Below are 21,337 nucleotides of genomic sequence, written 5' to 3' on the forward strand. Positions count from 1 at the left end.
TCCACCAGAGCATTTCCCTGTCGCAAATGACGGGGCATCGCATTTCCGGATATGCAACAAGGAGAAAAGGCAAACCAGACCGGGGCTTTTCTGCACATGGGCGACGTGATCAAACTCGAAAATCACCTCGATCAACCGGAGGCGGAGGCGACCGACACGCCGGTCGAACGCCGCCGCCGAAGCGGCGGACGCGGGGCCGAGCGCAGCCGGCGCGCGCCGACCACCTCGAAATATCTCAATCTCGTCAACACGACCGCCAAGTCCACCGTGCTGTCCGACGATGCGCTGGAGGCCGTGCACCAGGCCTCGCTGACCATCCTCGAAGAGATCGGCATGGACGTCATCCTGCCGGAGGCGCGCGAGCGCATGAAGGCGGCCGGCGCCGACGTGACACCGGGCACCGACCGCGTGCGCTTCGACCGCGGCCTCATCCTCGACATGATGGCCTCCGTGCCGCCGGCCTTCACCCTGCATGCGCGCAACCCGATCCGCAATGTCGAGATCGGCGGCAACAACCTGGTCTTCGCGCAGATCGCCTCCGCCCCCTTCGTCGCCGATCGCGACGGCGGCCGGCGCGCCGGCAACCAGGAGGATTTCCGCAAGCTGGTGAAGCTCGCGCAATCCTACGACATCATCCACACGACCGGCGGCTACCCCGTCGAGCCGATCGACATCCACGCCTCGATCCGCCATCTCGACTGCCTGTCGGACATGGTGAAGCTGACGGACAAGGCCTTCCACGTCTATTCGCTGGGCAAGCAGCGCAACCTCGACGGCATCGAGATCGCCCGCATCGGCCGCGGCATTTCCATGGAGCAGATGGAGCGCGAACCCTCGCTCTTCACCATCATCAACACCTCCTCGCCGCTGCGCCTCGACGGACCGATGTTGCAGGGCATCATCGAAATGTCCTCGCGCAACCAGGTCGTGGTCGTGACGCCGTTCACGCTCGCGGGCGCCATGGCGCCGGTGACGATCGCAGGCGCCGTCGTGCAGCAGAATGCGGAAGCGCTCGCCGGCATCGCCTTCACCCAGATGGTGCGCCGCGGCGCGCCGGTCATGTATGGCGGCTTCACCTCCAACGTGGATATGAAGACGGGCGCGCCGGCCTTCGGTACGCCGGAATATATGAAGGCGGTGGTCGCCGGCGGCCAACTCGCCCGCAAATACAACATCCCCTATCGCACCTCGAACACCAATGCCTCGAACACGCTCGATGCGCAGGCCGCCTATGAATCCGCCTTCTCGCTCTGGGCGCTGACCCAGGGCGGCGGCAATTTCATCATGCATTCGGCGGGCTGGAGCGAGGGCGGGCTGACGGCCTCCTTCGAAAAGTTCATCCTCGACGTCGACATGCTGCAGATGGTGGCGGAATATCTACAGCCGCTCGATGTGAGCGACGATGCGCTCGGCCTCGACGCCGTGCGTGACGTCGGCCCCGGCGGGCATTTCTTCGGCACGCCGCACACGCTGGCGCGCTACGAGACCGCCTTCTATGCGCCGATCCTGTCGGACTGGCGCAATTTCGAGACCTGGACGGAAGCCGGCCGGCCGACCACCTATGATCACGCCAACCGGGTCTTCAAGGAAAAGCTCAACACCTATGAGCGCCCGCCGCTCGACCCGGCGATCGAAGAGGAGCTCGACGCCTTCGTCGCCCGGCGCAAAGCGGAAGGGGGCGTGCCCACCGATTTCTAACAGGAATTTAATGAAACCGACCTGAAACCAAATTTTGCGTTGTGGATTTATCTGGTGTCCGAGCAATTCATGACCGATAGGCGGTCATCCCCGGATCAGGACAAAGACCATGTTTTCGTTGAAGACAGCCATCGCCACCGGTCTCATCGCACTGACCATGGCAGGCACAACGTTGGCAACCACATCGCAGGCAGAGGCCCATAACCGCTTTCTGCCCGGACTGGCCACCGGAATCATAGGCGGAGCCCTCGTGGCCGACGCGCTTCAGCCACGCTACTATGCGCCGCCGATCTACCGTCCGGTCTACCGGCCCTATGTGGTGGTCAACGATTATCCGACCTGCCATGTCGTCTGGCGCCATAACGCCTGGGGCGACCAGTACAGGGCGCGTGTCTGCTCCTGACGCGGCACTATAAATTCAAACGGGCAGGCTTGCGGCCTGCCCGTGGCATTTTCACTTCGCCGTCGATTTCACCGCCCGATGGCGGCCTGCACGGAAGCGATCAGCTTCTCCGTCGGCAGATTGGAAAAGTTCTTGTCGATCTCGGCCATGGTCAGCGTGCGGGATTTATCCGAAAGCTTGTTGCGGAGATCCCCCAGCGTCTGCGGTGCCGCGCACACGACTAGCCGGTCGAACGCGCCTTCGGCGGCGTAGTCGTCGATGCGGCTCGCGACTTCAGCGGTGAATTTCAGCTGTTCCTCCCGCACCGGGTCGCTCGAATACTCCATCGCGGAACGGCCGGGGCCGACGGAGGAATGGCTGCGGCCGGGTTTGTCGGCCATGATGTCCTGCGTCTTCTTCGTCTCGGAGCGATAGACTTCCTGCTCAGGGCTCTGTTGGCCGTCCTTCAGCAGGTTTACCCCCTTGAGCAGGCGAGCCTGATTGCCGTCAGCGGCGAGAATCCAAGTCGTAGCGGTCATGTTTCACTCCCGTAGCGATATTCATGGATAGGCAGACGAATCTGCGCAGACGAGCATCCTGCACGATTGTGGCCAGGATGCGCATGGTCCCAACGCAAGAGGTCGGCCGCGTGTTCCGGGTGGCGCGGGACACGAAGCTGTTGGAAAGGCGAAGGCAGCCCTATCGCCATGCCGCAAAGGCTGGCTAGGGTGCCCGAAACGACAGGATACGATCGTGGCCGAACCGCTGAAGAACCTGCTGCATCCCGGCCTCGTGACGGACATGGCCGGCCACATCTCCCGCCACGCTGCGGATTTCGACGCCGCCCGCTTCACGCGTCTCGCAACGGACGACATGGCGGCACTGGAGCTGATGCAGCGCGCGGAACGCATCAAGGACGCGCTGGCCGAGACGCTGCCTGCCGACTATGCCGCCGCAGCGGATATCCTGCGCAAGGCCCTGCCGCAGGATGGCAATCCGGGCCTGAGCGGCTGGGCGCTTCTGCCGGTCAACCAGTTCGTCGCCCAGCATGGTCTCCGGCATTTCGACCTGTCGCTCGCGCTCCTCAAGGCGTTGACGCCGCACTTCACCGCGGAGTTCGGCATCCGCCGCTTCATCCATGCCGAGCAGGACCGGGCGCTCGCCGAAATCTCCGACTGGGTAACGGATGCCAACCACCACGTCCGCCGGCTTGCCAGCGAGGGCACCCGCCCGCGCCTGCCCTGGGCGATGCGCCTGCCGGCGCTCGTCAAGGACCCGCAGCCGGTCCTGCCGATCCTCGTCGCCCTGCTGGACGATCCGGAAGACTATGTGCGCCGTTCCGTCGCCAACAGCCTCAACGACATCGCCAAGGATCACCCGGCCCTCGTTGCCGATTTCGTCGAGCGGCACATCGCGAATGCCTCGGCCGAGCGGCGGCAATTGCTGCGCCACGCCTCGCGCACCCTGCTCAAGAGGGGCGATGCGAAGGCGCTCGCCAATTTCGGCTTCGCCGCCGCCAAGGGCATAGCGGCCACGCTGACGCTCGCGGCACCCGTGGTCGAGTTCGGCGACAAGCTCGGCTTCTCGATCGTCGTGACGAATGCGGAGGCCGCTCCGCAGCGGCTGATGATCGACTATGCGATCCATCATGTGAAGGCGAACGGCACGCTGGCGCCGAAAGTCTTCAAGTGGAAACAGCTCGACCTGCCGGCCGGCGCGAGCCACGGTATCGCCAGGGACCACGCGATCCGGGCGATCACCACGCGGCGCTACTACCCCGGCGCACACCGCATCGAGATCCTGATCAACGGCGCGATCTGCGCGTCTGCCGACTTCGATCTCCGCATGGCCTGACGTCGATCCTTTCGCACCTGCGAAAACTAGGACTTGACTTTTCGACGCAAAACAACGACATGAGCCTCAGCGTCGCCCTTCGGCCGCCGCGTGAGCGAGCCAAAGATGTCCCGAGACCGGGATGCTGAGAAGGACTAGCGCAAGAGAACGATCCGCCTCCCATTTGCGGATGCCTGCGCAGACGACTACCCAACCAACCCACAAGTTCCCAATTCACGCGGGGTTCTTGACGCCGAACGAAACCGGAAACGCATGGTGCGTTCCGGCTTATCGCGTTTGGCGCCCCGAAAGGTATTTGACTTGACCACTTTCCACGACCTCGGCCTCTCGAAGACCATCGTCGACACGCTCACCACCCTCGGTTTTGAAAAAGCAACGCCGATCCAGGAAAAGGCCATCCCGCTCGTCATGGAAGGCTCGGACCTGATCGGCCTCGCCCAGACCGGCACCGGCAAGACGGCCGCCTTCGGCCTGCCGATGATCGAAAAGCTTCTTCTTGACGCCCGCCGTCCCGACCCGCGCAACATCCGCGCCCTCATCCTCGCGCCGACCCGCGAACTGGTGAACCAGATCGCCGACAACCTGCGCGACTTCGTGAAGCGCACACCGCTGCGCATCGTCACCGTCGTCGGCGGCGCCTCCATCAACAAGCAGTCGGAAATGCTCTCGCGCGGCACCGACATCCTCGTCGCGACCCCCGGCCGCCTGCTCGACCTCGTCAACCGCAAGGCCGTGACGCTGACCCAGGCCCGCTACCTCGTGCTCGACGAAGCCGACCAGATGCTCGACCTCGGCTTCATCCATGATCTGCGCAAGATCTCCAAGATGGTGCCGAAGAACCGCCAGACGCTGCTCTTCTCGGCCACCATGCCGAAGCTGATCGGCGAACTGGCCGGCGAATATCTCGTCAACCCGAAGAAGGTCGAAGTCACGCCCCCCGGCAAGGCTGCCGACAAGGTGGAACAGTATGTCCACCACGTTCCGGGCAAGGACCAGAAGGCGCAGATCCTGCGCAAGACGCTCACCGACAATCCGGACGGCCTGTCGCTCGTCTTCTCGCGCACCAAGCATGGCGCCGAGAAGCTGATGAAGCATCTCGACCATATCGGCTTCAAGGCCGCCTCCATCCACGGCAACAAGAGCCAGGGCCAGCGCGAGCGCGCCCTCAAGGCCTTCCGTGACGGCGAGATCCGCGTGCTGGTCGCCACCGACGTCGCCGCCCGCGGCATCGACATTCCGGGCGTCACCCACGTCTACAACTACGACCTGCCGGAAGTGCCGGACGCCTATGTCCACCGTATCGGCCGCACGGCCCGCAACGGCCGCGACGGCATCGCCATCGCCTTCTGCACGCCGGACGAAGCGCACCTGCTGCGCGATATCGAAAAGCTGATGGGCATCCAGATCACCGTCGCCAGCGGTGAAGCGCCTGCCGTCATCACCGCCGGTCCCGGCGGCAAGTCGCGCAAGCCCCGTTCGGGCAGCGGCCATCGTGCCAGCCAGGGTCGCGCAGGCCAGCGTCCGGCGCGCAAGCCGTTCGGCGAAGGTGCGCAGGCCGATGGCGGCGCACCGGCAGCCGGCAAGCGCGCGCATGGCAGCCGCCCGCCGCAGAAGCAGGGCGAGCGCCAGAACCGCAACCACGGCGCCGGCAACGGCCAGGGCCGCCCGAACCAGAGCGGCAAGCCGCGCCGTTCGGAAGGCCAGCGCCGCGAACAGGCGTAAGCTACAGCATTAGGAAATGAGGAAACGGCGGGCTTCGGCCCGCCGTTTTCGTTTGCTCACTCCGCCGGCGCTGGATCCTTGCGGTTGGTGAGGTAGACGCCCACCACGACGATCAGCGTGCCCATGATCATCGGGATCGTCAGTTCCTCGCCGAAGATGGCGGCAGCCTGGAGGGCGGCGATCGGCGGCACGAGATAGATGAGCGACGCCGCGCGGGACACCTGACCGCGGCGCAGCAGGTAGAGCAGCAGCAGGACCGCCCCCATCGAAATGCCGAGCACCGACCAGGCGAGCGCCGCGACGAAGGCCCAGCCGAAATCGACATGCAGGCTTTCGAGGCCCAGCGCAAGCGGCACGGTGACGATCAGGGCCCCGGCATATTGCAGCGTCGCGATCGCCCTGATGTCCCCCGTCGGCAGATATTGCTTCTGGTAGATCGTGCCATAGGTGACGGCGGCCATGCCGAGCATGTTGACGACAAGCGCGAAGGCCGGGATTTCCGCAGCGCCCTGCCCGAAAAACTTCGGCAGCACCGCGAGCAGCACGCCGAGGAAGCCGAGACAGAGGCCCGCCTTCTGCGTGCCGCTCAGCCGCTCGCCGATGAAATAGGGCGCGGCCAGCGCCGTCATCAGCGGCTGGAGTGCTGCGATGATGGAGGACAGCGCCGCCGGCACGCCCTCGCCGATCGCCCACCACACCGCGCCGAGATACAGCCCGTGCAGGAAGGCGCCGGAGACCACGGCATGAACGATCGTGCGCCGGTCGCGTGGCCAGGCGACGCCGGAAACGAAGCACAGGCCGGCGAAGAGAATGGCGGCCGTGACGTAACGGATGCTCAGGAACGTCAGCGGTTCGGAAACGATGGCGCCGAACTTTGCGGCGACCCAGCCGGTCGACCAGAGCAGGACGAAGATGGCCGGAGCCAGGCGATCGAGGGACATGGGACTTCCGGCAGAAGGACAATCGGTGCGCGAGCGATAGGCGGCGCCCCGGTGATGGTCAAAGGAATTTCCTTGATGATTAGGTTCAACGAAAGGCGGGACGGACCAGCTTTTCGGCATCTGCCCATCTTTTCGGCAGGCTCGCCGCGGGAAGCCGGCGCGGCGGATGCGCCGGCGTGTTCGTGCGCCCGAAAGAACCGTCTTGCCGGCCGGTTTAGCTGTGCTCAAAGCGGTGTGAGAATTCTTCAGCGCTAATTGAGCATGGTTCTTGCATTGCCCCTGATGTTGTACTCAAATGGCGAAAAATAGGGAACACGCCTTTGGCATTTGACGAAATGATCAGCGCGGACTCCAACCCGCGGCAGCCATATGAAAACTACCATGACTGGTACGAGGGGCAGGATCGGGCTCGCCTGATCGCCAAATCGAGGGACGCCGAAAACCTCTTTCGAAAAACCGGCATCACCTTCGCAGTCTACGGCCACGAAGACAGCTCCGAAAAGCTCATCCCCTTCGACATCATCCCCCGCATCATTTCCGGCCGAGAATGGCGCAGGCTCGCCCAGGGCATCGAACAGCGGGTCATCGCCCTCAACGCCTTCCTCGACGATATCTACCACAAGCAGGAAATCATCAAGGCCGGCCGCGTGCCGCGCGAACTGATCGAGCGCAACGTCGCCTTCCTGCCGCAGATGATCGGCTTCAAGCCGCCGGGCGGCGTCTATACCCACATCGTCGGCACCGACATCGTGCGCACCGGCGAAGACCAGTTCTACGTGCTGGAAGACAATGCCCGCACCCCCTCCGGTGTCAGCTACATGCTGGAAAACCGGGAAACCATGATGCAGATGTTCCCGGAGCTGTTTCATCTCAACAAGGTGCGCCCGGTCGAAGACTATCCGAAGCTGCTGCGCCAGAGCCTCGCCTCGCTCGCCCCGCCGCGCTGTTCGGGAAAACCGCGCGTCGCGGTGCTCACCCCCGGCATCTTCAACTCCGCCTATTATGAACACGCCTTCCTCGCCGACATGATGGGCGTGGAACTGGTCGAGGGCTCGGATCTGCGCGTCGTCGACGGCAAGGTGAAGATGCGCACGACCCGCGGCTACGAGGCGATCGACGTGCTCTACCGCCGCGTCGACGACGATTTCCTCGATCCCCTCACCTTCCGGCCGGATTCGGCGCTCGGCATTCCGGGCATCATGGATGTCTACAAGGCAGGCAACATCACCATCGCCAATGCGCCGGGCACCGGGATTTGCGACGACAAGGCGATCTATTCCTACATGCCGGAAATCGTCGAGTTCTATACCGGCCGCAAGGCGCTGCTCGAGAACGTGCCGACCTGGCGCTGCTCGGAAGAAGCCAGCCTGAAATACGTGCTCGAACATCTCGAAGAGCTCGTCGTCAAGGAGGTGCACGGCTCGGGCGGCTACGGCATGCTCGTCGGCCCGACCGCCTCGAAGAAGGAATGCGCGGCCTTTGCCGAAAAGCTGAAGGCCCGGCCGTCCAACTACATCGCGCAGCCGACGCTGTCGCTCTCCACAGTCCCCATCCTCGTCAACAAGGGCATTGCGCCCCGGCACGTCGACCTCCGGCCCTACGTGCTCGTTTCCGACAAGGTGCAGATCATTCCGGGCGGGTTGACCCGCGTGGCGCTAAAGGAAGGCTCGCTGGTGGTGAACTCCAGCCAGGGCGGCGGCACGAAGGACACCTGGGTACTGGAGGATTGATGCCGATGCTGGGAAGAACCGCAAACGGCCTTTACTGGATGTTCCGCTATATCGAGCGGGGCGAAAACATAGCCCGCCTCATCGACGCGGGCCTGCGCATGGCGCTGACGCGCAGCGGGTCCAGCGACGAGGACTGGGACGGCGTGCTGCAGAGTGCGGGCGTGCGCGAGGATTTCGACGAGGCGCACGGCAAGCTCACGAGTGCCGACGCGATCGACTACCTGCTGCGCGACACCGCCAACCCGTCCAGCGTGATGTCCTGCATCGATTCCGCGCGCAACAATGCCCGCATGGTGCGCACGGCGCTGACGCGGGAGACCTGGGAAGCGACCAACGAGTGCTGGATCGAGCTGAAGCTGGCGCTCTCCAAACGCGTGAAGCCCGCCGACATGCCGGAGGTGATCGGTACGATCAAGCGTTGCACCGCCCTCATCCGCGGCGCCTTCCACGGCACCATGCTGCGCGACGACATCTACAATTTCTCGCGTATCGGCACCTTCATCGAGCGGGCGGACAACACGGCCCGCATCCTCGACGTGAAGTACTACGTGCTCTTGCCGGCGATCGCCAAGGTCGGCTCCTCGCTCGACAACATGCAGTGGGAATCGATCCTGCGGTCGGTTTCGGCGCACCGCTCCTACAGCTGGGTCTATGACGGCGACTATTCCGCGAGCAACATCTCGGATTTTCTGATCCTCAACGACCGCATGCCGCGCTCGCTCGCCTATAGCTACGACAAGATCGTCAGCAATCTCGGTTATCTCGCCAAACTCTACGGCGACAACCACGCGGCGCACGAGACGGCATCCGCCACGCTGATGCTGCTGCGCAGCCGCAGCATCGAAGACATCATGGAACAGGGTCTCCATGAATTCATCGAGGAGTTCATCGTGCACAACAACCGCCTCGGAGCAGAAATCTCCGATGGCTACCGCTTCTACCGATAGGGCTGACGGGGCAAATTATGCGACTGAAGATCAGCCACACGACGGAATATCACTACGACGACCCGGTCCAGTATTCGCTGCAACGGCTGCGGCTGACGCCGAAAAACCATCCGGGCCAGCGCGTGCACGCATGGGCGACCACCGTGCACGGCGCGCGCCTGGAGGCGGGCTACACCGACCATTTCGGCAACCATGTCGATCTTGTCAGCACCAATGGCGAGCAGGTGGCGATCCGCATCGTCGCCGAGGGCGAAGTGGAAACGGAGGATCGCGCGGGCGTCTTCGGCCCGCACCAGGGTTTCGTGCCGCTCTGGCTCTATCTGCGCGAAACCCCGCTGACCAAGCCCGGCGCGCTGATCCACGCGTTGGCGGCGAGTTCCAGCGGCGAAAACGAACTGGCGCGCATGCATACGCTCATGCAAGCGATCCACGAGACCGTGGCCTACAAGCCCGGCGAAACCGTTTCCAGCACCACGGCCGAGCAGGCACTGGAGATGAAGCAGGGCGTATGCCAGGATCACACGCACATCCTCGTCTCCGCCGCGCGTTCCCTCGGCCTGCCCGCCCGCTATGTCTCCGGCTACCTGCTGATGGAAACACCCGAGCAGACGGCAAGCCATGCCTGGGCGGAAGTGCATCTGCAGGGCCTCGGCTGGGTCGGCTTCGATGCGGCCAACAAGATCTGCCCGGATGCGCGTTATGTCCGCCTGTCCGTCGGCCTGGACTACACCGACGCCGCCCCCATTTCCGGCATGGTGGTGGGCCTGGCGGCGGAAACGATGAGCGTTGCCATCACGGTGGAGCCTTCCGGCCAGAGCCAGTCACAAAGCCAGAGCTGACAACGGACCACGCCATCGCCTAGATGGCGTGCCGATGTTTCCCGGTTACACGGTGACGATGGTCCCGGCGATGCCGTGCATTTTCGCGCCTTGCGTTTTGGGGTTGAGCTTGTCGCTCGACAACTTGCCGGTGACGCTTCCACCCTCGTAGTGGCAAACCTCCACCATGGTCGTCGAACCACCGACCTGTCGTACGGTGACCTGGAGCGTGATGCCAACGCCGCCCTCCACCGTACCATCGCCGCCGGAGCGCACTGCGCCGACCCCGCTGTGGGAATATGCAAGGCAGCGGCCGATCGTGACGGTCGCGTGCTTTTGCAACGTGGTGGGCGCGTTCGCAGGATATGGCGACCACGCATTCGCCGTATCGCTCTTCAGGAACTTGATGATCTGCGCACCGAACTGGCAGAATTGACCCAGATCGAGATAGACAACCGAGTTCGTGCTGCTTTCTTTTCCACCCCAGCGGATCGCGGCGCGGGCGCGCGCCTCCTTGGCGTAAGCTGCGAGCTTATCAGGGCTTGTCTGCGGGCTCTGCAGCAGGCTGACGCTGTTGCGCCGGATGCGCCGCATGTGTTTGCTGGCAAAACCATTGCCTTCGAAGGTGATGGTATAACCCTCGCCTTTGACCGTCACCGCCGAACCGAGATCGGTTTCGTCGGCGACATCCGCGGTGAATGTGGTGGACTTGCCTTCCTTGAACGACGCGGAATCAGGACCTGGCATATACGCTTTCCTCCATTTGGGTGGTCAGCGTAATTGATCGTATTTTCTGCCCACCTTCAACACCATAACGTGCGGAGACGACGGCTTTGTAACCAAAAGTCAGATCGAGCCATGAAACATGTTTTGACGTTATGGAGATGAGGAGAATGCAGGGCATTCTCCTCACCGCGACCTGTCAATGGCTGTCCTTGCCGACCGCGCTGCCGCGACACCCTTTGAGGAAGTCGAGATCGGCGCCGGTATCGGCACCCTGCACATGCTGCTGGTGCAGCCAGGCATAGCCCGACACCGGCAGATCATGGTTCGGCGTCCACGCGGCGAGCCGGCGCGCCAGTTCCTCCTCGGGAATGTCGAGATGCAGGCGGCGGTTCGGCACGTCCAGCTCGATCATGTCCCCGTCCTTCACGACCGCCAGCGGTCCGCCGACGGCCGCTTCCGGCGAGGTGTGCAGCACGACGGTACCGTAGGCGGTGCCCGACATGCGCGCATCGGATATGCGCACCATGTCGGTAATGCCCTTCTTCAGCACTTTCGGAGGAAGCCCCATATTGCCGACCTCGGCCATGCCCGGATAGCCCCTCGGCCCGCAATTCTTCATGACCATGACGCAGGTCTCGTCGATGTCGAGAGCGTCGTCGTTGATCTTGGCCTTGTAGTCGTCGATGTCCTCGAACACGACCGCCCTGCCCCGGTGCGTCAGGAGATGCGGTGAGGCGGCCGACGGCTTCAGCACGGCGCCCTTGGGCGCGAGATTGCCGCGCACGACGACGATGCCGCCCGATTGCGTCAGCGCCTTTTCGGCCGGAAGGATGACGTCCTCGTTCCAGTTGACGACGTCCTTGACCTCGTCCCAGACGGTTTCGCCCGAGACCGTGATCGCATCCTTGTGGAGGAGGCCGGCCTCGCCGAGACGCTTGAGAACGACCGGCAGGCCGCCGGCATAGAAGAACTCTTCCATCAGGTACTTGCCCGACGGCATCAGGTTGACGATGGTCGGCACGTCGCGGCCGCAACGGTCCCAGTCGTCCAGCGTCAGGTCGATGCCGACGCGGCCGGCCATGGCGAGCAGGTGGATGACGGCATTGGTCGATCCGCCGATGGCCGCATTGGTGCGGATGGCGTTCTCGAAGGCCTGTTTCGTCATGATGTCGGACGGCTTCAGGTCGTCCTTGACCATCTGAACGATGCGCCGGCCGGTGAGCTGCGCCATCACCTTGCGGCGAGAATCGACGCCCGGAATGGCCGCATTGCCTGAAAGCGCCATGCCGAGCGCTTCGGCCATGGAGGCCATGGTGGAGGCCGTGCCCATCGTGTTGCAGGTGCCGGAGGAACGGCTCATAGAGGCCTCGGCCTCGAGGAACTCCTCCTGCGTCATCTCGCCGGCCTTCACCATTTCGGAGAACTTCCACAGATGCGTGCCGGAGCCGACGCGCTCGCCGCGGAAGTAGCCGTTCAGCATCGGGCCGCCGGTGACGACGATCGACGGGAGGTCGACGGACGCTGCCGCCATGATCAGCGACGGCGTGGTCTTGTCGCAACCGACCATCAGCACGCAACCGTCCATCGGCTGGCCACGGATCGTTTCCTCGATCGCGAGTGCCGCCAGGTTGCGGTACATCATCGCGGTCGGGCGGAAGGTGTTTTCGGAGGCCGAGAACACCGGCACTTCCATCGGAAAGCCGCCGGCCTCCCAGATGCCCGCCTTCACCTTCTCGGCGAGTTCGCGCAGGTGGCCGTTGCACGGGGTCATGTCTGACCAGGTGTTGAGGATGCCGATCACCGGGCGGCCGTCGAACAGATCGTGCGGATAGCCCTGGTTCTTCATCCAGCCACGGTGATAGATCACGTCACGGCTGGTGCCGCCGTACCATTCCTGCGATCTCAGCCTGCGCGGCCATTCCGCTTTCTTCGTCATGTCTTTCAGTCCTTGAAGGGCCTGCCCCGAACAGCCGGGTGGCCTTTGCCTCACGCCAGCGTGTAGGCGGTTTTGACGGTTGTGTAGAATTCGTTGGCGTATTTGCCCTGCTCGCGCGAGCCGTGCGACGAGCCCTTGCGACCGCCGAACGGTACATGGAAATCGACGCCCGCCGTCGGCAGGTTCACCATCACCATGCCGGCCTCCGCATTGCGCTTGAAATGCGTCGCATGCTTCAGGCTCGTGGTGGCGATGCCGGAGGAGAGGCCGAACGGCGTGTCATTGGCGACGGCCAGCGCTTCCTCGAAGTCCTTGACGCGGATGACTGCGGCAACAGGCCCGAAAATCTCTTCGCGCGAAATGCGCATGTCGTTCGTCGCCTCGGTGAACAGCGCCGGAGCCAGATAGAAGCCGGGCGTGTCGCGCTTCAGAAGCTCACCGCCGAAGGCGAGCTTTGCGCCCTCTTTCTGGCCGATCTCGATATAGTCCGTGTCCTGCTTCAGCTGACTCTCGTCGACCACCGGTCCGATATGCGTGCCCGCCTTTAGCGCATCGTCGACGACAACGCTCTTCAGCCGTTCGCCGACGGCCGCAACGAACCGGTCATGGATGCCTTCCGTGACGATGACGCGCGAGGAGGCGGTGCAGCGCTGGCCGGTGGAGAAGAAGGCCGAGTTGACGGCGGCCTCGACGGCAACCGTGAGGTCCGCATCGTCGAGCACGACGAAGGGGTTCTTGCCGCCCATTTCGAGCTGGTATTTGCGGTTATGCTCGATGGAGGCGGTGGCGACGCGTTTTCCGGTGCCGGTCGAGCCGGTGAAGGTGATGGCATGCACATCCGGGCTGTCGAGCATGGTCTGGCCGACGACCGAACCCTTGCCCATCACGAGGTTGAGCACGCCCTTCGGCAGGCCGGCGCGGTGGAGGATATCGACGATCGCCCAAGAGCAGCCGGGCACCAGTTCGGCCGGCTTGAAGACCACCGTGTTGCCGTAGCAGAGCGCCGGTGCGATCTTCCAGGCGGGGATGGCGATCGGGAAATTCCAGGGCGTGATGATGCCGACGACGCCGACCGGCTCGCGGGTGATCTCGACGCCGATGTTGGGGCGCACCGACGGCAGCACCTCGCCGGCAAGGCGCAAGGTTTCGCCTGCGAAGAAATCGAAGATTTGGCCCGCACGCACCGTTTCGCCGATGCCTTCCGCCAATGTCTTGCCCTCCTCGCGCGACAGCAGCCGGCCGAGTTCATCCTTGCGCGCGAGGATTTCGTCGGCGGTCTTGCGCAGAATGGCATGGCGCTCGAGGATGCCGGAGCGCGACCAGGCCGGGAAGGCAGCCTTCGCCGCCGCGATCGCCGCCTTGGTGTCCTCGACGGAGGCGCGGGCATATTCGCCGACCACGTCGTCGGTGTTCGACGGGTTGATGTTGCGGACCGCGTCCGAGCCGACCCATTCGCCGGCAATCAGGTTCTGGTGCATGATCATGGGCTGTCGAGCCTCCTGTCTGTCATGGCGGCCGTGTGGCCGCCGCGTCGGTTACAATTGGCGGATTTCGATCTCGTCTTCCCTGGCGATCGCCAGCGGATTGCGCAGCGGCAGGCCAAAACCGCCGGCGCCGATCTCGAACACGTCGCCCTCTTCCGTGCGGATGCCGTCACCGAAGGACAGCGTCGCCGTGCCGAACATGTGGACATGCACGTCGCCTGGCGCGCGGAACAGGCCGTATTTGAAGTGGTGATATTCGAGATTGGCGAAAGTGTGGGACATGTTCGCCTCGCCGGAGACGAAGGGCTTTTCCCACAGAACCGTGCCGCCCCGCAGGATGCGCGAGAAGCCGCGGATATCGTCAGGCGCCGCGCCGACGCGGATTTCCGGGCCGAAGCTCGCCTGCCGCAGTTTCGAATGGGCGAGGTAGAGATAGTTGATCCGCTCCGTCACATGGTCGGAGAATTCGTTCGAGACCGCAAAGCCGATGCGGAACGGCGAGCCGTCGGCAGCGATGATGTAGATGCCGGCCATTTCCGGCTCCTCGCCGCCATCGAGCGCGAAGGAGGGCGAGGTGAGTGCCGCGCCGGGTGCGACGGCCTGCGAGCCGTTGCCCTTGTAGAACCATTCCGGCTGAACGCCCTTCTCGCCGGCTTTCGGCTTGCCGTTTTCGAGGCCCATGCGGAACATCTTCATGGAATCCGTCAGCGTCTCTTCTGCGGCTTCCGTGGTCTTCTTGTGCATGGAATCACGCGTCGCGGCGGAGCCGAGATGGGTGAGGCCCGTGCCGGTCAGGTGCAGGTGCGCGGCATCCGGATGGGTGATCGGCGACAGCAGCCGGCCATCCGCATAGGCTTCTTCCAGATCGACCTCGTCACCAAGACCCTTGGCATCGATGACCGCTTTCAGCGACTGGCCACTGTTGGCGGCTTCGAGCGCGAGGGCATAGACGCTTGCCGTGTCCTTCACGGCGCGGCCCGTGCCACCCTCTTCCCGCACGATGACGGTAATCGAGCCGTCGGCATTTGCTACCTGCGAAATCAGCATTTCCGTTTCCTTCCTTGAGCCGGCCTCGGCCAAGGCTCCGCACCTGCGGTTGACAAACGTCACCGCACTGGCCGCTTCCGCAGCCCGTCAAACATTCTTGCAGTTCGTATGGCTGGCCGGCTCCCGGTCAGCCCTTGTTCTTGTTGTAGACGTCGAAGAACACGGCCGCGAGCAGCACCAGGCCCTTGATGAGCTGCTGGTAATCGATGCCGATGCCCATGATCGACATGCCGTTGTTCATGACGCCCATGATGAAGGCACCGATGACCGCACCGGTGATTTTCCCCACGCCGCCGGATGCCGACGCGCCGCCGATGAAGCAGGCCGCGATGACGTCGAGCTCGAAGCCGACGCCGGCCTTCGGCGTCGCCGAGTTGAGACGGGCGGCGATGATCATGCCGGCCAGCGCCGCGAGCGCGCCCATGTTGACGAAGGTGTAGAAGGTCAGCCGCTCGGTATTGATGCCCGAAAGCTTCGCCGCCTTCTCGTTGCCGCCCATCGCATAGATGCGTCGGCCGATCGTCGTGCGGGTCGTGACGAACGTGTAGAGCACGATGAGCAGACCCATGATGACGAGAACGTTCGGCAGGCCGCGATAGGTGGAAAGCTGGAAGCCGAGGAAGATCGCGACCGCGCTGATGATCAGCATCTGGCCGGCGAAGAAGGCGAAGGGCTCGTTCTCGGTCTCATGCAGCGCGTTCTGGCTCCGCTCGCGCAGGCCGGCATAGATGGCGTAGCCGACGAGCAGGATGACCACGATGAGCGCGAAATAGTTCTTGATGAGGCTCGTCGCCGGATCGGTGATGGACAGGAAATCGGGCACGAAACCGGTGGAGAGGATCTGGAACTCCTTGGGGAACGGGCCGACCGGCCGGCCGCCGAGCACCACATAGGTCATGCCGCGGAAGACGAGCATGCCGGCGAGCGTGACGATGAAGGACGGGATCTTCTGGTAGGCGACCCAGTAGCCCTGCGCCGCGCCCATGAGAGCGCCGACGAGAATGCAGGCGGGCACGACGATGATCGCCGGCAGCCCCCATTTCACCAGCATGATCGCCGAGATCGCCCCGATGAAGGCGACGATGGAGCCGACAGAGAGGTCGATATGCCCTGCCACGATGATCAGCAGCATGCCGAGCGCCATGATGACGATGAACGAGTTCTGCAGCACGAGGTTGGTGATGTTGACCGGGCGGAAGAGCACGCCGTTGGTGATGACCTGGAAGAAGATCATGATCACGACGAGCGCGACCAGCAGGCCATATTCGCGGATGTTCTTCTTGAGGTATTCCCCCACCGAAGGCTGGGTCGTCTTTGTCGCGGTGTCGGTGGACATCAGTGTTTCTCCCCGGAGCGCATGATGGCGCGCATGATGGATTCCTGGCTTGCTTCCGCCTTGGAGAGCTCGGCCACGATGCGTCCTTCGTTCATGACATAGATGCGATCGCAGGTCCCGAGCAGTTCCGGCATCTCCGACGAGATCATGAGGATGCCCTTGCCCTCGGCGGCAAGCTGGTTGATGATTGTATAGATTTCGAACTTCGCGCCGACATCGATTCCGCGCGTCGGCTCGTCGAGGATCAGCACCTGCGGATCGGTGAACAGCCACTTCGACAGCACCACCTTCTGCTGGTTGCCGCCCGAAAGATTGACCGCTTCCTGATAGATCGAGTGCGACCGGATGCGCAGCCGCGAGCGGTAGCCGGAGGCGACCTTCGTCTCCTGGTGATTGTCGATCACCGCCGCCTTGGAGACGCCCTTGAGGTTGGCGAGCGTCGTGTTGTGCATGATGTTGTCGATCAGCACGAGGCCGAGATGCTTGCGGTCTTCCGTCACATAGGCAAGGCCCGCGTCGATCGCCTTGGGGATCGTGCTGACATCGACCGGCTTGCCGCGCATGGCGACCTCGCCGGTGATCTTGTGGCCCCAGGACTTGCCGAAGATGCTCATCGCCGTCTCGGTGCGCCCTGCCCCCATCAGCCCGGCAATGCCGACCACTTCGCCGGCGCGCACGTTGAAGCTGATATTGTGCAGGAACTGGCGGTCGCGGTGGTGCTGGTGGAAGACGTTCCAGTTCTTCACTTCCAGCAGCGTCTCGCCGATCTTCGGCTCGCGCGCCGGGTAGCGGTCTTCCATCTCGCGGCCGACCATGCCCTTGATGATGCGGTCTTCGGAAATATCCTCGTGATGACAGTCGAGCGTCTCCACCGTGCCGCCATCGCGCAGGATGGTGATCTGGTCGGCGACCTTTTTGATCTCGTTCAGCTTGTGCGAGATGATGATCGACGTCATGCCCTGCGCGCGGAACTCCACGAGCAGATTCAGCAGCGCATCGGAATCCTTCTCGTTGAGCGAGGCGGTCGGCTCGTCGAGGATGAGCAGGCGCACCTTCTTGGAGAGCGCCTTGGCGATCTCGACGAGCTGCTGCTTGCCGACGCCGATATCGGTGATCAGCGTGCCCGGCGGCTCCTTGAGCCCGACCTTGTTCAACAGTTCCTGCGTGCGGCGGAAGGCGAGCTTCCAGTCGATGATGCCGTTCGTCGCCACCTCGTTGCCGAGGAAAATGTTTTCGGCGATCGACAGGAGCGGCACGAGCGCCAGCTCCTGGTGGATGATGATGATGCCCAGATGCTCGCTGTCGGAGATCGTGGAGAAGCGACGGACCTCGCCGTCGAAATGGATTTCGCCCTCGTAGGAGCCGGCCGGATAGACGCCGCTCAACACTTTCATGAGGGTGGATTTGCCGGCGCCGTTTTCGCCGACCAGGGCGTGGATCTCGCCTTCGCGGACCTTCAGGTTGACGTTGTCGAGCGCCTTTACGCCCGGAAACGTCTTCGTGATGCCACGCATTTCGAGAAGGGTCTTGCTCATGTATCAGTTTCCAGCAGCCGGTCCTCCACCCTGCGGCGGTAAACCGAGCCTATTCGCTCTGCGATCCGGAGAAAAGAGGGTTCGCGCACGAGACGCGAACCCCCGAGAGAGTGAAGAACGATCAGTTCTTCAGCTGGTCGGCCGTGTAGTAGGCCGAGTCCGTGACGAGGATCTTCTCGGCGTTGGACTTGTCGACGGCAACCGGCTTCAGCAGGTAGGACGGAACGACCTTGACGCCATTGTCATAGGTCTTGGTGTCGTTCACTTCCGGCTCCTTGCCTTCCAGGATCGCGTTGACCATGCCAACGGTGACCTTGGCCAGTTCGCGGGTGTCCTTGAAGACCGTCGAATACTGTTCGTCGGCGAGGATCGACTTGACGGACGGGAGTTCGGCGTCCTGGCCGGTGACGACCGCCATCGGCTGGTCGCCCGAGCCGTAGCCGACGCCCTTCAGGGCCGACAGGATACCGATCGAGAGACCGTCATAGGGCGACAGAACGCCATCGACGCGACCATCGGTGTAGGTCGAGGAGAGCAGGTTTTCCATGCGGGCCTGGGCAACCGCACCGTCCCAACGCAGCGTGCCGACGGTTTCCATGCCGGTCTGGCCGGACTTGACGACGATGTCGCCGCTATCGATCAGCGGCTGGAGAACCGACATGGCACCATCGTAGAAGAAGAAGGCGTTGTTGTCGTCCGGCGAACCGCCGAAGAGCTCGACGTTCCACGGCTTGGTGTCCGGGAACTTCGCCTTGAGGCCGTCGACGAGGCTGGTGGCCTGGAGAACGCCGACCTGGAAGTTGTCGAAGGTGGCGTAGTAGTCGACATTGCCCGAATCGCGGATCAGGCGGTCATAGGCGATGACCTTCACGCCGGCATCGGCCGACTTCTGGAGGATGTCGGAGAGCGTCGTGCCGTCGATGGCGCCGATGACGAGAACCTTGGCACCCTTGGTGACCATGTTTTCGATCTGGGCGAGCTGGTTCGGAATGTCGTCGTCAGCAAACTGCAGGTCCGGCGTGTAACCGGCTTCCTTGAACAGCTTTTCCATCGTCTCGCCGTCGGAAATCCAGCGGGTCGAGGTCTTGGTGGGCATGGAGATGCCGACCATGCCCTTGTCCTGGGCAAAGGACGGCGCCACGAACGACGCGACGCTAATGGCGGCGGCGGCGAGAAGCGAAGTGATCATTTTCATTGAAAGGTCTCTCCCTGGTGCGCGCTGGCCGATATCGCGGCCAGGCATTGTTCTGTGCGCAGGCGGGGTCGCATTCAGACGACGGTCTGACTGGTCGGGCATAAAACCCGCCGGTCCCCACTCCCAAGGACCCCAGCGCACATTGGCGCAAGGTCGTACGAATTGCCATAACTGTCAAATGCAATAAGCTTCTAAATTGATACCAGAACTGGTATATTATCCGGCAAATATACTATTTTATGAATCGGAGTAACCATGCGTTTGGACGATGATATCGAAGAAAGCCTCTTTCCCGATGACAGCGCCGACGGCCTCCAGGGCGTCGGCCTGCTGCGCAGCGGCCTGAAGCTCAGCCACCTGCGCATGATCGTCGCGATCGAGGAGCACAAACAGGTGAGTGCCGCGGCCGAAGCGCTGAACATCTCGCAGCCCGCGGCCTCCCGCATGCTGACGGAAATGGAGACGATCCTCAAGGCCCAGCTGTGCGAGCGCGTCTCGCGCGGCGTGGCGCTGACGGCCTTCGGCCGCGCCTTCGCACGCCGCGCGCGCACCATCCTGCTGGAACTGCGCGAGGTGGACCGCGAGCTTTCCGCGCTGAAATCCGGCACCGGCGGCTCGGTCTTCCTCGGCTCGGTGACCGCACCGGCGATCAGCCTCGCCGTGCCGGCAATCCAGCAGGTGAGTGCCGCCTATCCCGGCATCGAGGTGAATGTGCGCGTCGAGACGAGCAACGTGCTCGCCCGGGAATTGCTGGCGGCAAGGCAGGATTTCATCATCGCCCGCGTGCCGGACGACCTCAACCCGCGCCTCTTCAACGTCACCGAGATCGGTATCGAAAAGGCCTGTCTCATCGTGCGCAAGGGCCATCCGCTGCTCGAAAAACCGGTCGTCGGCCTCGCCGACCTGCCCCATTACGACTGGGTGTTCCAACCGGCCGGCACGCTGCTGCGCCGGCGCATCGAGGAACTGTTCATCGCGGCGGGCGTGGCGCTGCCCTCCACCGTGGTCAACACCTCGTCGATCCTGCTCACCACGGCCATCGTCTGCGGCTCGAATGCGATCGCCCCCGTCGCCCGCGACATGGCGGTCTTCATCGCCGATGTCGGCGCGCAGGCGGGGGACGTGCGCATTCTCAACACCGATTTCGAGATCGACATCAAGCCCTACAGCCTCATTTCCGTCAAGGGCAGGGCGCTGCCGCCGAGCGCCAAACTGCTCTATGATCTGATCCTGCAACGCAGCCGGATGCTTTCGCCGGACTGAGGAGATCTTTGATGTTCGGCATGACCGTTTTCGAATCCGTGCTGGAAAGGCTGAAGGCCGAGGCGCGCGAAGCGGAGGAAGACGACGCGCTCGAGGAAGAAGGCCCGGGCGTGATCTGCGGGCTGACCTCCGGCTTTGCCGGGCTGGGAATGGGCGCAACCTTCGTCTCCGGCTCGCAGGCCGCCGCCGCCTATCTCGATCTCTACGAGGAGCCAGTTCCCGTGCCACCGGAGCCGGAACCGTTGCCGCCCGAGCCACCGCCGCATCTCCTGCGCGTCGCACCGGAAGAGGTGGCGGAAGACCTCGCCCTGCACGGCAGCGAAAGCGTGGACGACCTGCTCGCCCGCCGCCGCAGCTTTGCCCGCGAAAACCACCCGGACGGCGTGCCGCCGGACCTGCGCGACAACGCGACCCTGCGCATGAAGATCGCCAACATGCTGATCGACGAGACGATCCGCCGGATCCATGTCGAGAAGCGTTTGGGGCTGTCGGGTTAGCTCTTCGGTTGCTCTTCCGGCGGCTTTGCGGCGGGATCGGAGGGCTTGAAGAACAGGATGAGGTTGGCGAAGGCATAGGCGGTGACGACGAGGAAGATCGTGCCCCAGGTCTGCTCGCCGTTATAATATTCCACGCCCGTCCATGCGGCACAGACCCCGACCAGAAGTAGCCGCCGCCAGAGCGGACGGTAGAACGGATGGTCGGTATCGATGATTTTCATGAACG

Annotated in this window: 19 protein-coding genes; 9 read left to right on the forward strand and 10 right to left on the reverse strand. The window is 63.5% G+C overall.

All coding sequences use genetic code 11. From position 1 onward, the window contains the following. The first annotated feature begins 96 nt into the window (after positions 1 to 96). Both VGN93_RS17565 and VGN93_RS31330 read left to right on the forward strand, forming a co-directional pair. Entirely contained in the window at positions 97 to 1,698 is a 1,602-nt protein-coding gene (locus VGN93_RS17565; protein ID WP_327508457.1) for a trimethylamine methyltransferase family protein, read from the forward strand. 250 nt (positions 1,699 to 1,948) lie between these two features. After that, positions 1,949 to 2,101, forward strand: coding sequence for a hypothetical protein (locus tag VGN93_RS31330; protein WP_414714103.1), 153 nt, complete (start codon positions 1,949 to 1,951; stop codon positions 2,099 to 2,101). A 68-nt stretch (positions 2,102 to 2,169) separates the two neighbouring features. On the opposite strand, the gene VGN93_RS17575 is transcribed toward VGN93_RS31330, so the two are convergent. Then, positions 2,170 to 2,619, reverse strand: a complete 450-nt coding sequence (locus tag VGN93_RS17575; protein ID WP_319324130.1) for a host attachment protein — start codon at positions 2,617 to 2,619, stop codon at positions 2,170 to 2,172. Positions 2,620 to 2,833: 214 nt separating this feature from the next. On the opposite strand from VGN93_RS17575, the gene VGN93_RS17580 reads away from it, so the two are divergent. Both VGN93_RS17580 and VGN93_RS17585 read left to right on the forward strand, forming a co-directional pair. Then, positions 2,834 to 3,934: a DNA alkylation repair protein gene (locus tag VGN93_RS17580; protein ID WP_327508459.1), complete on the forward strand. Its 1,101-nt coding sequence runs from the start codon at positions 2,834 to 2,836 to the stop codon at positions 3,932 to 3,934. A gap of 300 nt (positions 3,935 to 4,234) precedes the next feature. Further along, positions 4,235 to 5,656, forward strand: a complete 1,422-nt coding sequence (locus tag VGN93_RS17585) for a DEAD/DEAH box helicase (protein WP_327508460.1) — start codon at positions 4,235 to 4,237, stop codon at positions 5,654 to 5,656. A 56-nt stretch (positions 5,657 to 5,712) separates the two neighbouring features. Here the strand turns inward: VGN93_RS17585 and VGN93_RS17590 are convergent, their stop codons facing one another. Further along, entirely contained in the window at positions 5,713 to 6,597 is an 885-nt protein-coding gene (locus VGN93_RS17590; RefSeq protein ID WP_327508461.1) for a DMT family transporter, read from the reverse strand. 320 nt (positions 6,598 to 6,917) lie between these two features. On the opposite strand from VGN93_RS17590, the gene VGN93_RS17595 reads away from it, so the two are divergent. The 3 genes from VGN93_RS17595 to VGN93_RS17605 are packed head-to-tail and all read left to right on the forward strand — an operon-like array spanning position 6,918 to position 10,113. Next, positions 6,918 to 8,327 (forward strand): circularly permuted type 2 ATP-grasp protein, encoded by a 1,410-nt coding sequence (locus VGN93_RS17595; RefSeq protein WP_319324126.1) that lies wholly within the window; start codon positions 6,918 to 6,920, stop codon positions 8,325 to 8,327. Positions 8,328 to 8,332: 5 nt separating this feature from the next. After that, positions 8,333 to 9,274: an alpha-E domain-containing protein gene (locus VGN93_RS17600; RefSeq protein ID WP_327508462.1), complete on the forward strand. Its 942-nt coding sequence runs from the start codon at positions 8,333 to 8,335 to the stop codon at positions 9,272 to 9,274. Positions 9,275 to 9,291: 17 nt separating this feature from the next. After that, on the forward strand, positions 9,292 to 10,113 hold the full coding sequence (locus VGN93_RS17605; protein ID WP_327508463.1) for a transglutaminase family protein: 822 nt from the start codon (positions 9,292 to 9,294) through the stop codon (positions 10,111 to 10,113). 45 nt (positions 10,114 to 10,158) lie between these two features. Here the strand turns inward: VGN93_RS17605 and VGN93_RS17610 are convergent, their stop codons facing one another. The 7 genes from VGN93_RS17610 to chvE form a co-directional block, all read right to left on the reverse strand. Then, positions 10,159 to 10,839, reverse strand: a complete 681-nt coding sequence (locus VGN93_RS17610) for a hypothetical protein (RefSeq protein WP_327508464.1) — start codon at positions 10,837 to 10,839, stop codon at positions 10,159 to 10,161. Between the two features lie 175 nt (positions 10,840 to 11,014). Beyond that, complete coding sequence (araD, locus tag VGN93_RS17615) at positions 11,015 to 12,754, reverse strand: L-arabinonate dehydratase (RefSeq protein ID WP_327508465.1); 1,740 nt, start codon at positions 12,752 to 12,754, stop codon at positions 11,015 to 11,017. A gap of 50 nt (positions 12,755 to 12,804) precedes the next feature. Then, positions 12,805 to 14,238: an aldehyde dehydrogenase family protein gene (locus VGN93_RS17620; RefSeq protein ID WP_327508466.1), complete on the reverse strand. Its 1,434-nt coding sequence runs from the start codon at positions 14,236 to 14,238 to the stop codon at positions 12,805 to 12,807. Between the two features lie 51 nt (positions 14,239 to 14,289). After that, on the reverse strand, positions 14,290 to 15,285 hold the full coding sequence (araD1, locus tag VGN93_RS17625) for an AraD1 family protein (RefSeq protein WP_327508467.1): 996 nt from the start codon (positions 15,283 to 15,285) through the stop codon (positions 14,290 to 14,292). A gap of 127 nt (positions 15,286 to 15,412) precedes the next feature. Then, positions 15,413 to 16,621 (reverse strand): multiple monosaccharide ABC transporter permease, encoded by a 1,209-nt coding sequence (mmsB, locus tag VGN93_RS17630; protein ID WP_327508468.1) that lies wholly within the window; start codon positions 16,619 to 16,621, stop codon positions 15,413 to 15,415. Beyond that, positions 16,621 to 18,156 (reverse strand): multiple monosaccharide ABC transporter ATP-binding protein, encoded by a 1,536-nt coding sequence (gene mmsA, locus VGN93_RS17635; protein WP_327508469.1) that lies wholly within the window; start codon positions 18,154 to 18,156, stop codon positions 16,621 to 16,623. Before mmsA ends, mmsB begins: the two co-directional genes overlap by 1 nt. A gap of 121 nt (positions 18,157 to 18,277) precedes the next feature. After that, on the reverse strand, positions 18,278 to 19,351 hold the full coding sequence (chvE, locus tag VGN93_RS17640) for a multiple monosaccharide ABC transporter substrate-binding protein (protein ID WP_319324117.1): 1,074 nt from the start codon (positions 19,349 to 19,351) through the stop codon (positions 18,278 to 18,280). A gap of 255 nt (positions 19,352 to 19,606) precedes the next feature. Between chvE and VGN93_RS17645 the strand changes: the two genes are divergently transcribed. Both VGN93_RS17645 and VGN93_RS17650 read left to right on the forward strand, forming a co-directional pair. Further along, positions 19,607 to 20,614, forward strand: a complete 1,008-nt coding sequence (locus VGN93_RS17645; protein WP_319324116.1) for a LysR family transcriptional regulator — start codon at positions 19,607 to 19,609, stop codon at positions 20,612 to 20,614. A gap of 11 nt (positions 20,615 to 20,625) precedes the next feature. Next, the gene (locus tag VGN93_RS17650; protein ID WP_327508470.1) at positions 20,626 to 21,111 is read left to right on the forward strand and encodes a hypothetical protein; all 486 of its coding nucleotides are present in this window, start codon (positions 20,626 to 20,628) and stop codon (positions 21,109 to 21,111) included. On the opposite strand, the gene VGN93_RS17655 is transcribed toward VGN93_RS17650, so the two are convergent. Then, positions 21,108 to 21,332, reverse strand: coding sequence for a hypothetical protein (locus VGN93_RS17655; RefSeq protein WP_256117672.1), 225 nt, complete (start codon positions 21,330 to 21,332; stop codon positions 21,108 to 21,110). The genes VGN93_RS17650 and VGN93_RS17655 overlap by 4 nt on opposite strands. Positions 21,333 to 21,337: the final 5 nt, after the last annotated feature.

This window comes from Shinella sp. (assembly GCF_035998705.1).
GTDB lineage: Bacteria > Pseudomonadota > Alphaproteobacteria > Rhizobiales > Rhizobiaceae > Shinella.

Excerpts from the sequence above, each read along its gene's own strand:
- VGN93_RS17620 (WP_327508466.1), bottom strand. The coding sequence starts at position 14,238 with ATGATCATGCACCAGAACCTGATTGCCGGCGAATGGGTCGGCTCGGAC.
- VGN93_RS17650 (WP_327508470.1), top strand. The coding sequence starts at position 20,626 with ATGTTCGGCATGACCGTTTTCGAATCCGTGCTGGAAAGGCTGAAGGCC.
- VGN93_RS17590 (WP_327508461.1), bottom strand. The coding sequence starts at position 6,597 with ATGTCCCTCGATCGCCTGGCTCCGGCCATCTTCGTCCTGCTCTGGTCG.
- VGN93_RS17645 (WP_319324116.1), top strand. The coding sequence starts at position 19,607 with ATGCGTTTGGACGATGATATCGAAGAAAGCCTCTTTCCCGATGACAGC.
- araD1 (WP_327508467.1), bottom strand. The coding sequence starts at position 15,285 with ATGCTGATTTCGCAGGTAGCAAATGCCGACGGCTCGATTACCGTCATC.
- mmsA (WP_327508469.1), bottom strand. The coding sequence starts at position 18,156 with ATGAGCAAGACCCTTCTCGAAATGCGTGGCATCACGAAGACGTTTCCG.
- araD (WP_327508465.1), bottom strand. The coding sequence starts at position 12,754 with ATGACGAAGAAAGCGGAATGGCCGCGCAGGCTGAGATCGCAGGAATGG.
- chvE (WP_319324117.1), bottom strand. The coding sequence starts at position 19,351 with ATGAAAATGATCACTTCGCTTCTCGCCGCCGCCGCCATTAGCGTCGCG.
- VGN93_RS17575 (WP_319324130.1), bottom strand. The coding sequence starts at position 2,619 with ATGACCGCTACGACTTGGATTCTCGCCGCTGACGGCAATCAGGCTCGC.
- mmsB (WP_327508468.1), bottom strand. The coding sequence starts at position 16,621 with ATGTCCACCGACACCGCGACAAAGACGACCCAGCCTTCGGTGGGGGAA.
- VGN93_RS17600 (WP_327508462.1), top strand. The coding sequence starts at position 8,333 with ATGCTGGGAAGAACCGCAAACGGCCTTTACTGGATGTTCCGCTATATC.
- VGN93_RS17605 (WP_327508463.1), top strand. The coding sequence starts at position 9,292 with ATGCGACTGAAGATCAGCCACACGACGGAATATCACTACGACGACCCG.
- VGN93_RS17610 (WP_327508464.1), bottom strand. The coding sequence starts at position 10,839 with ATGCCAGGTCCTGATTCCGCGTCGTTCAAGGAAGGCAAGTCCACCACA.
- VGN93_RS17655 (WP_256117672.1), bottom strand. The coding sequence starts at position 21,332 with ATGAAAATCATCGATACCGACCATCCGTTCTACCGTCCGCTCTGGCGG.
- VGN93_RS17565 (WP_327508457.1), top strand. The coding sequence starts at position 97 with ATGGGCGACGTGATCAAACTCGAAAATCACCTCGATCAACCGGAGGCG.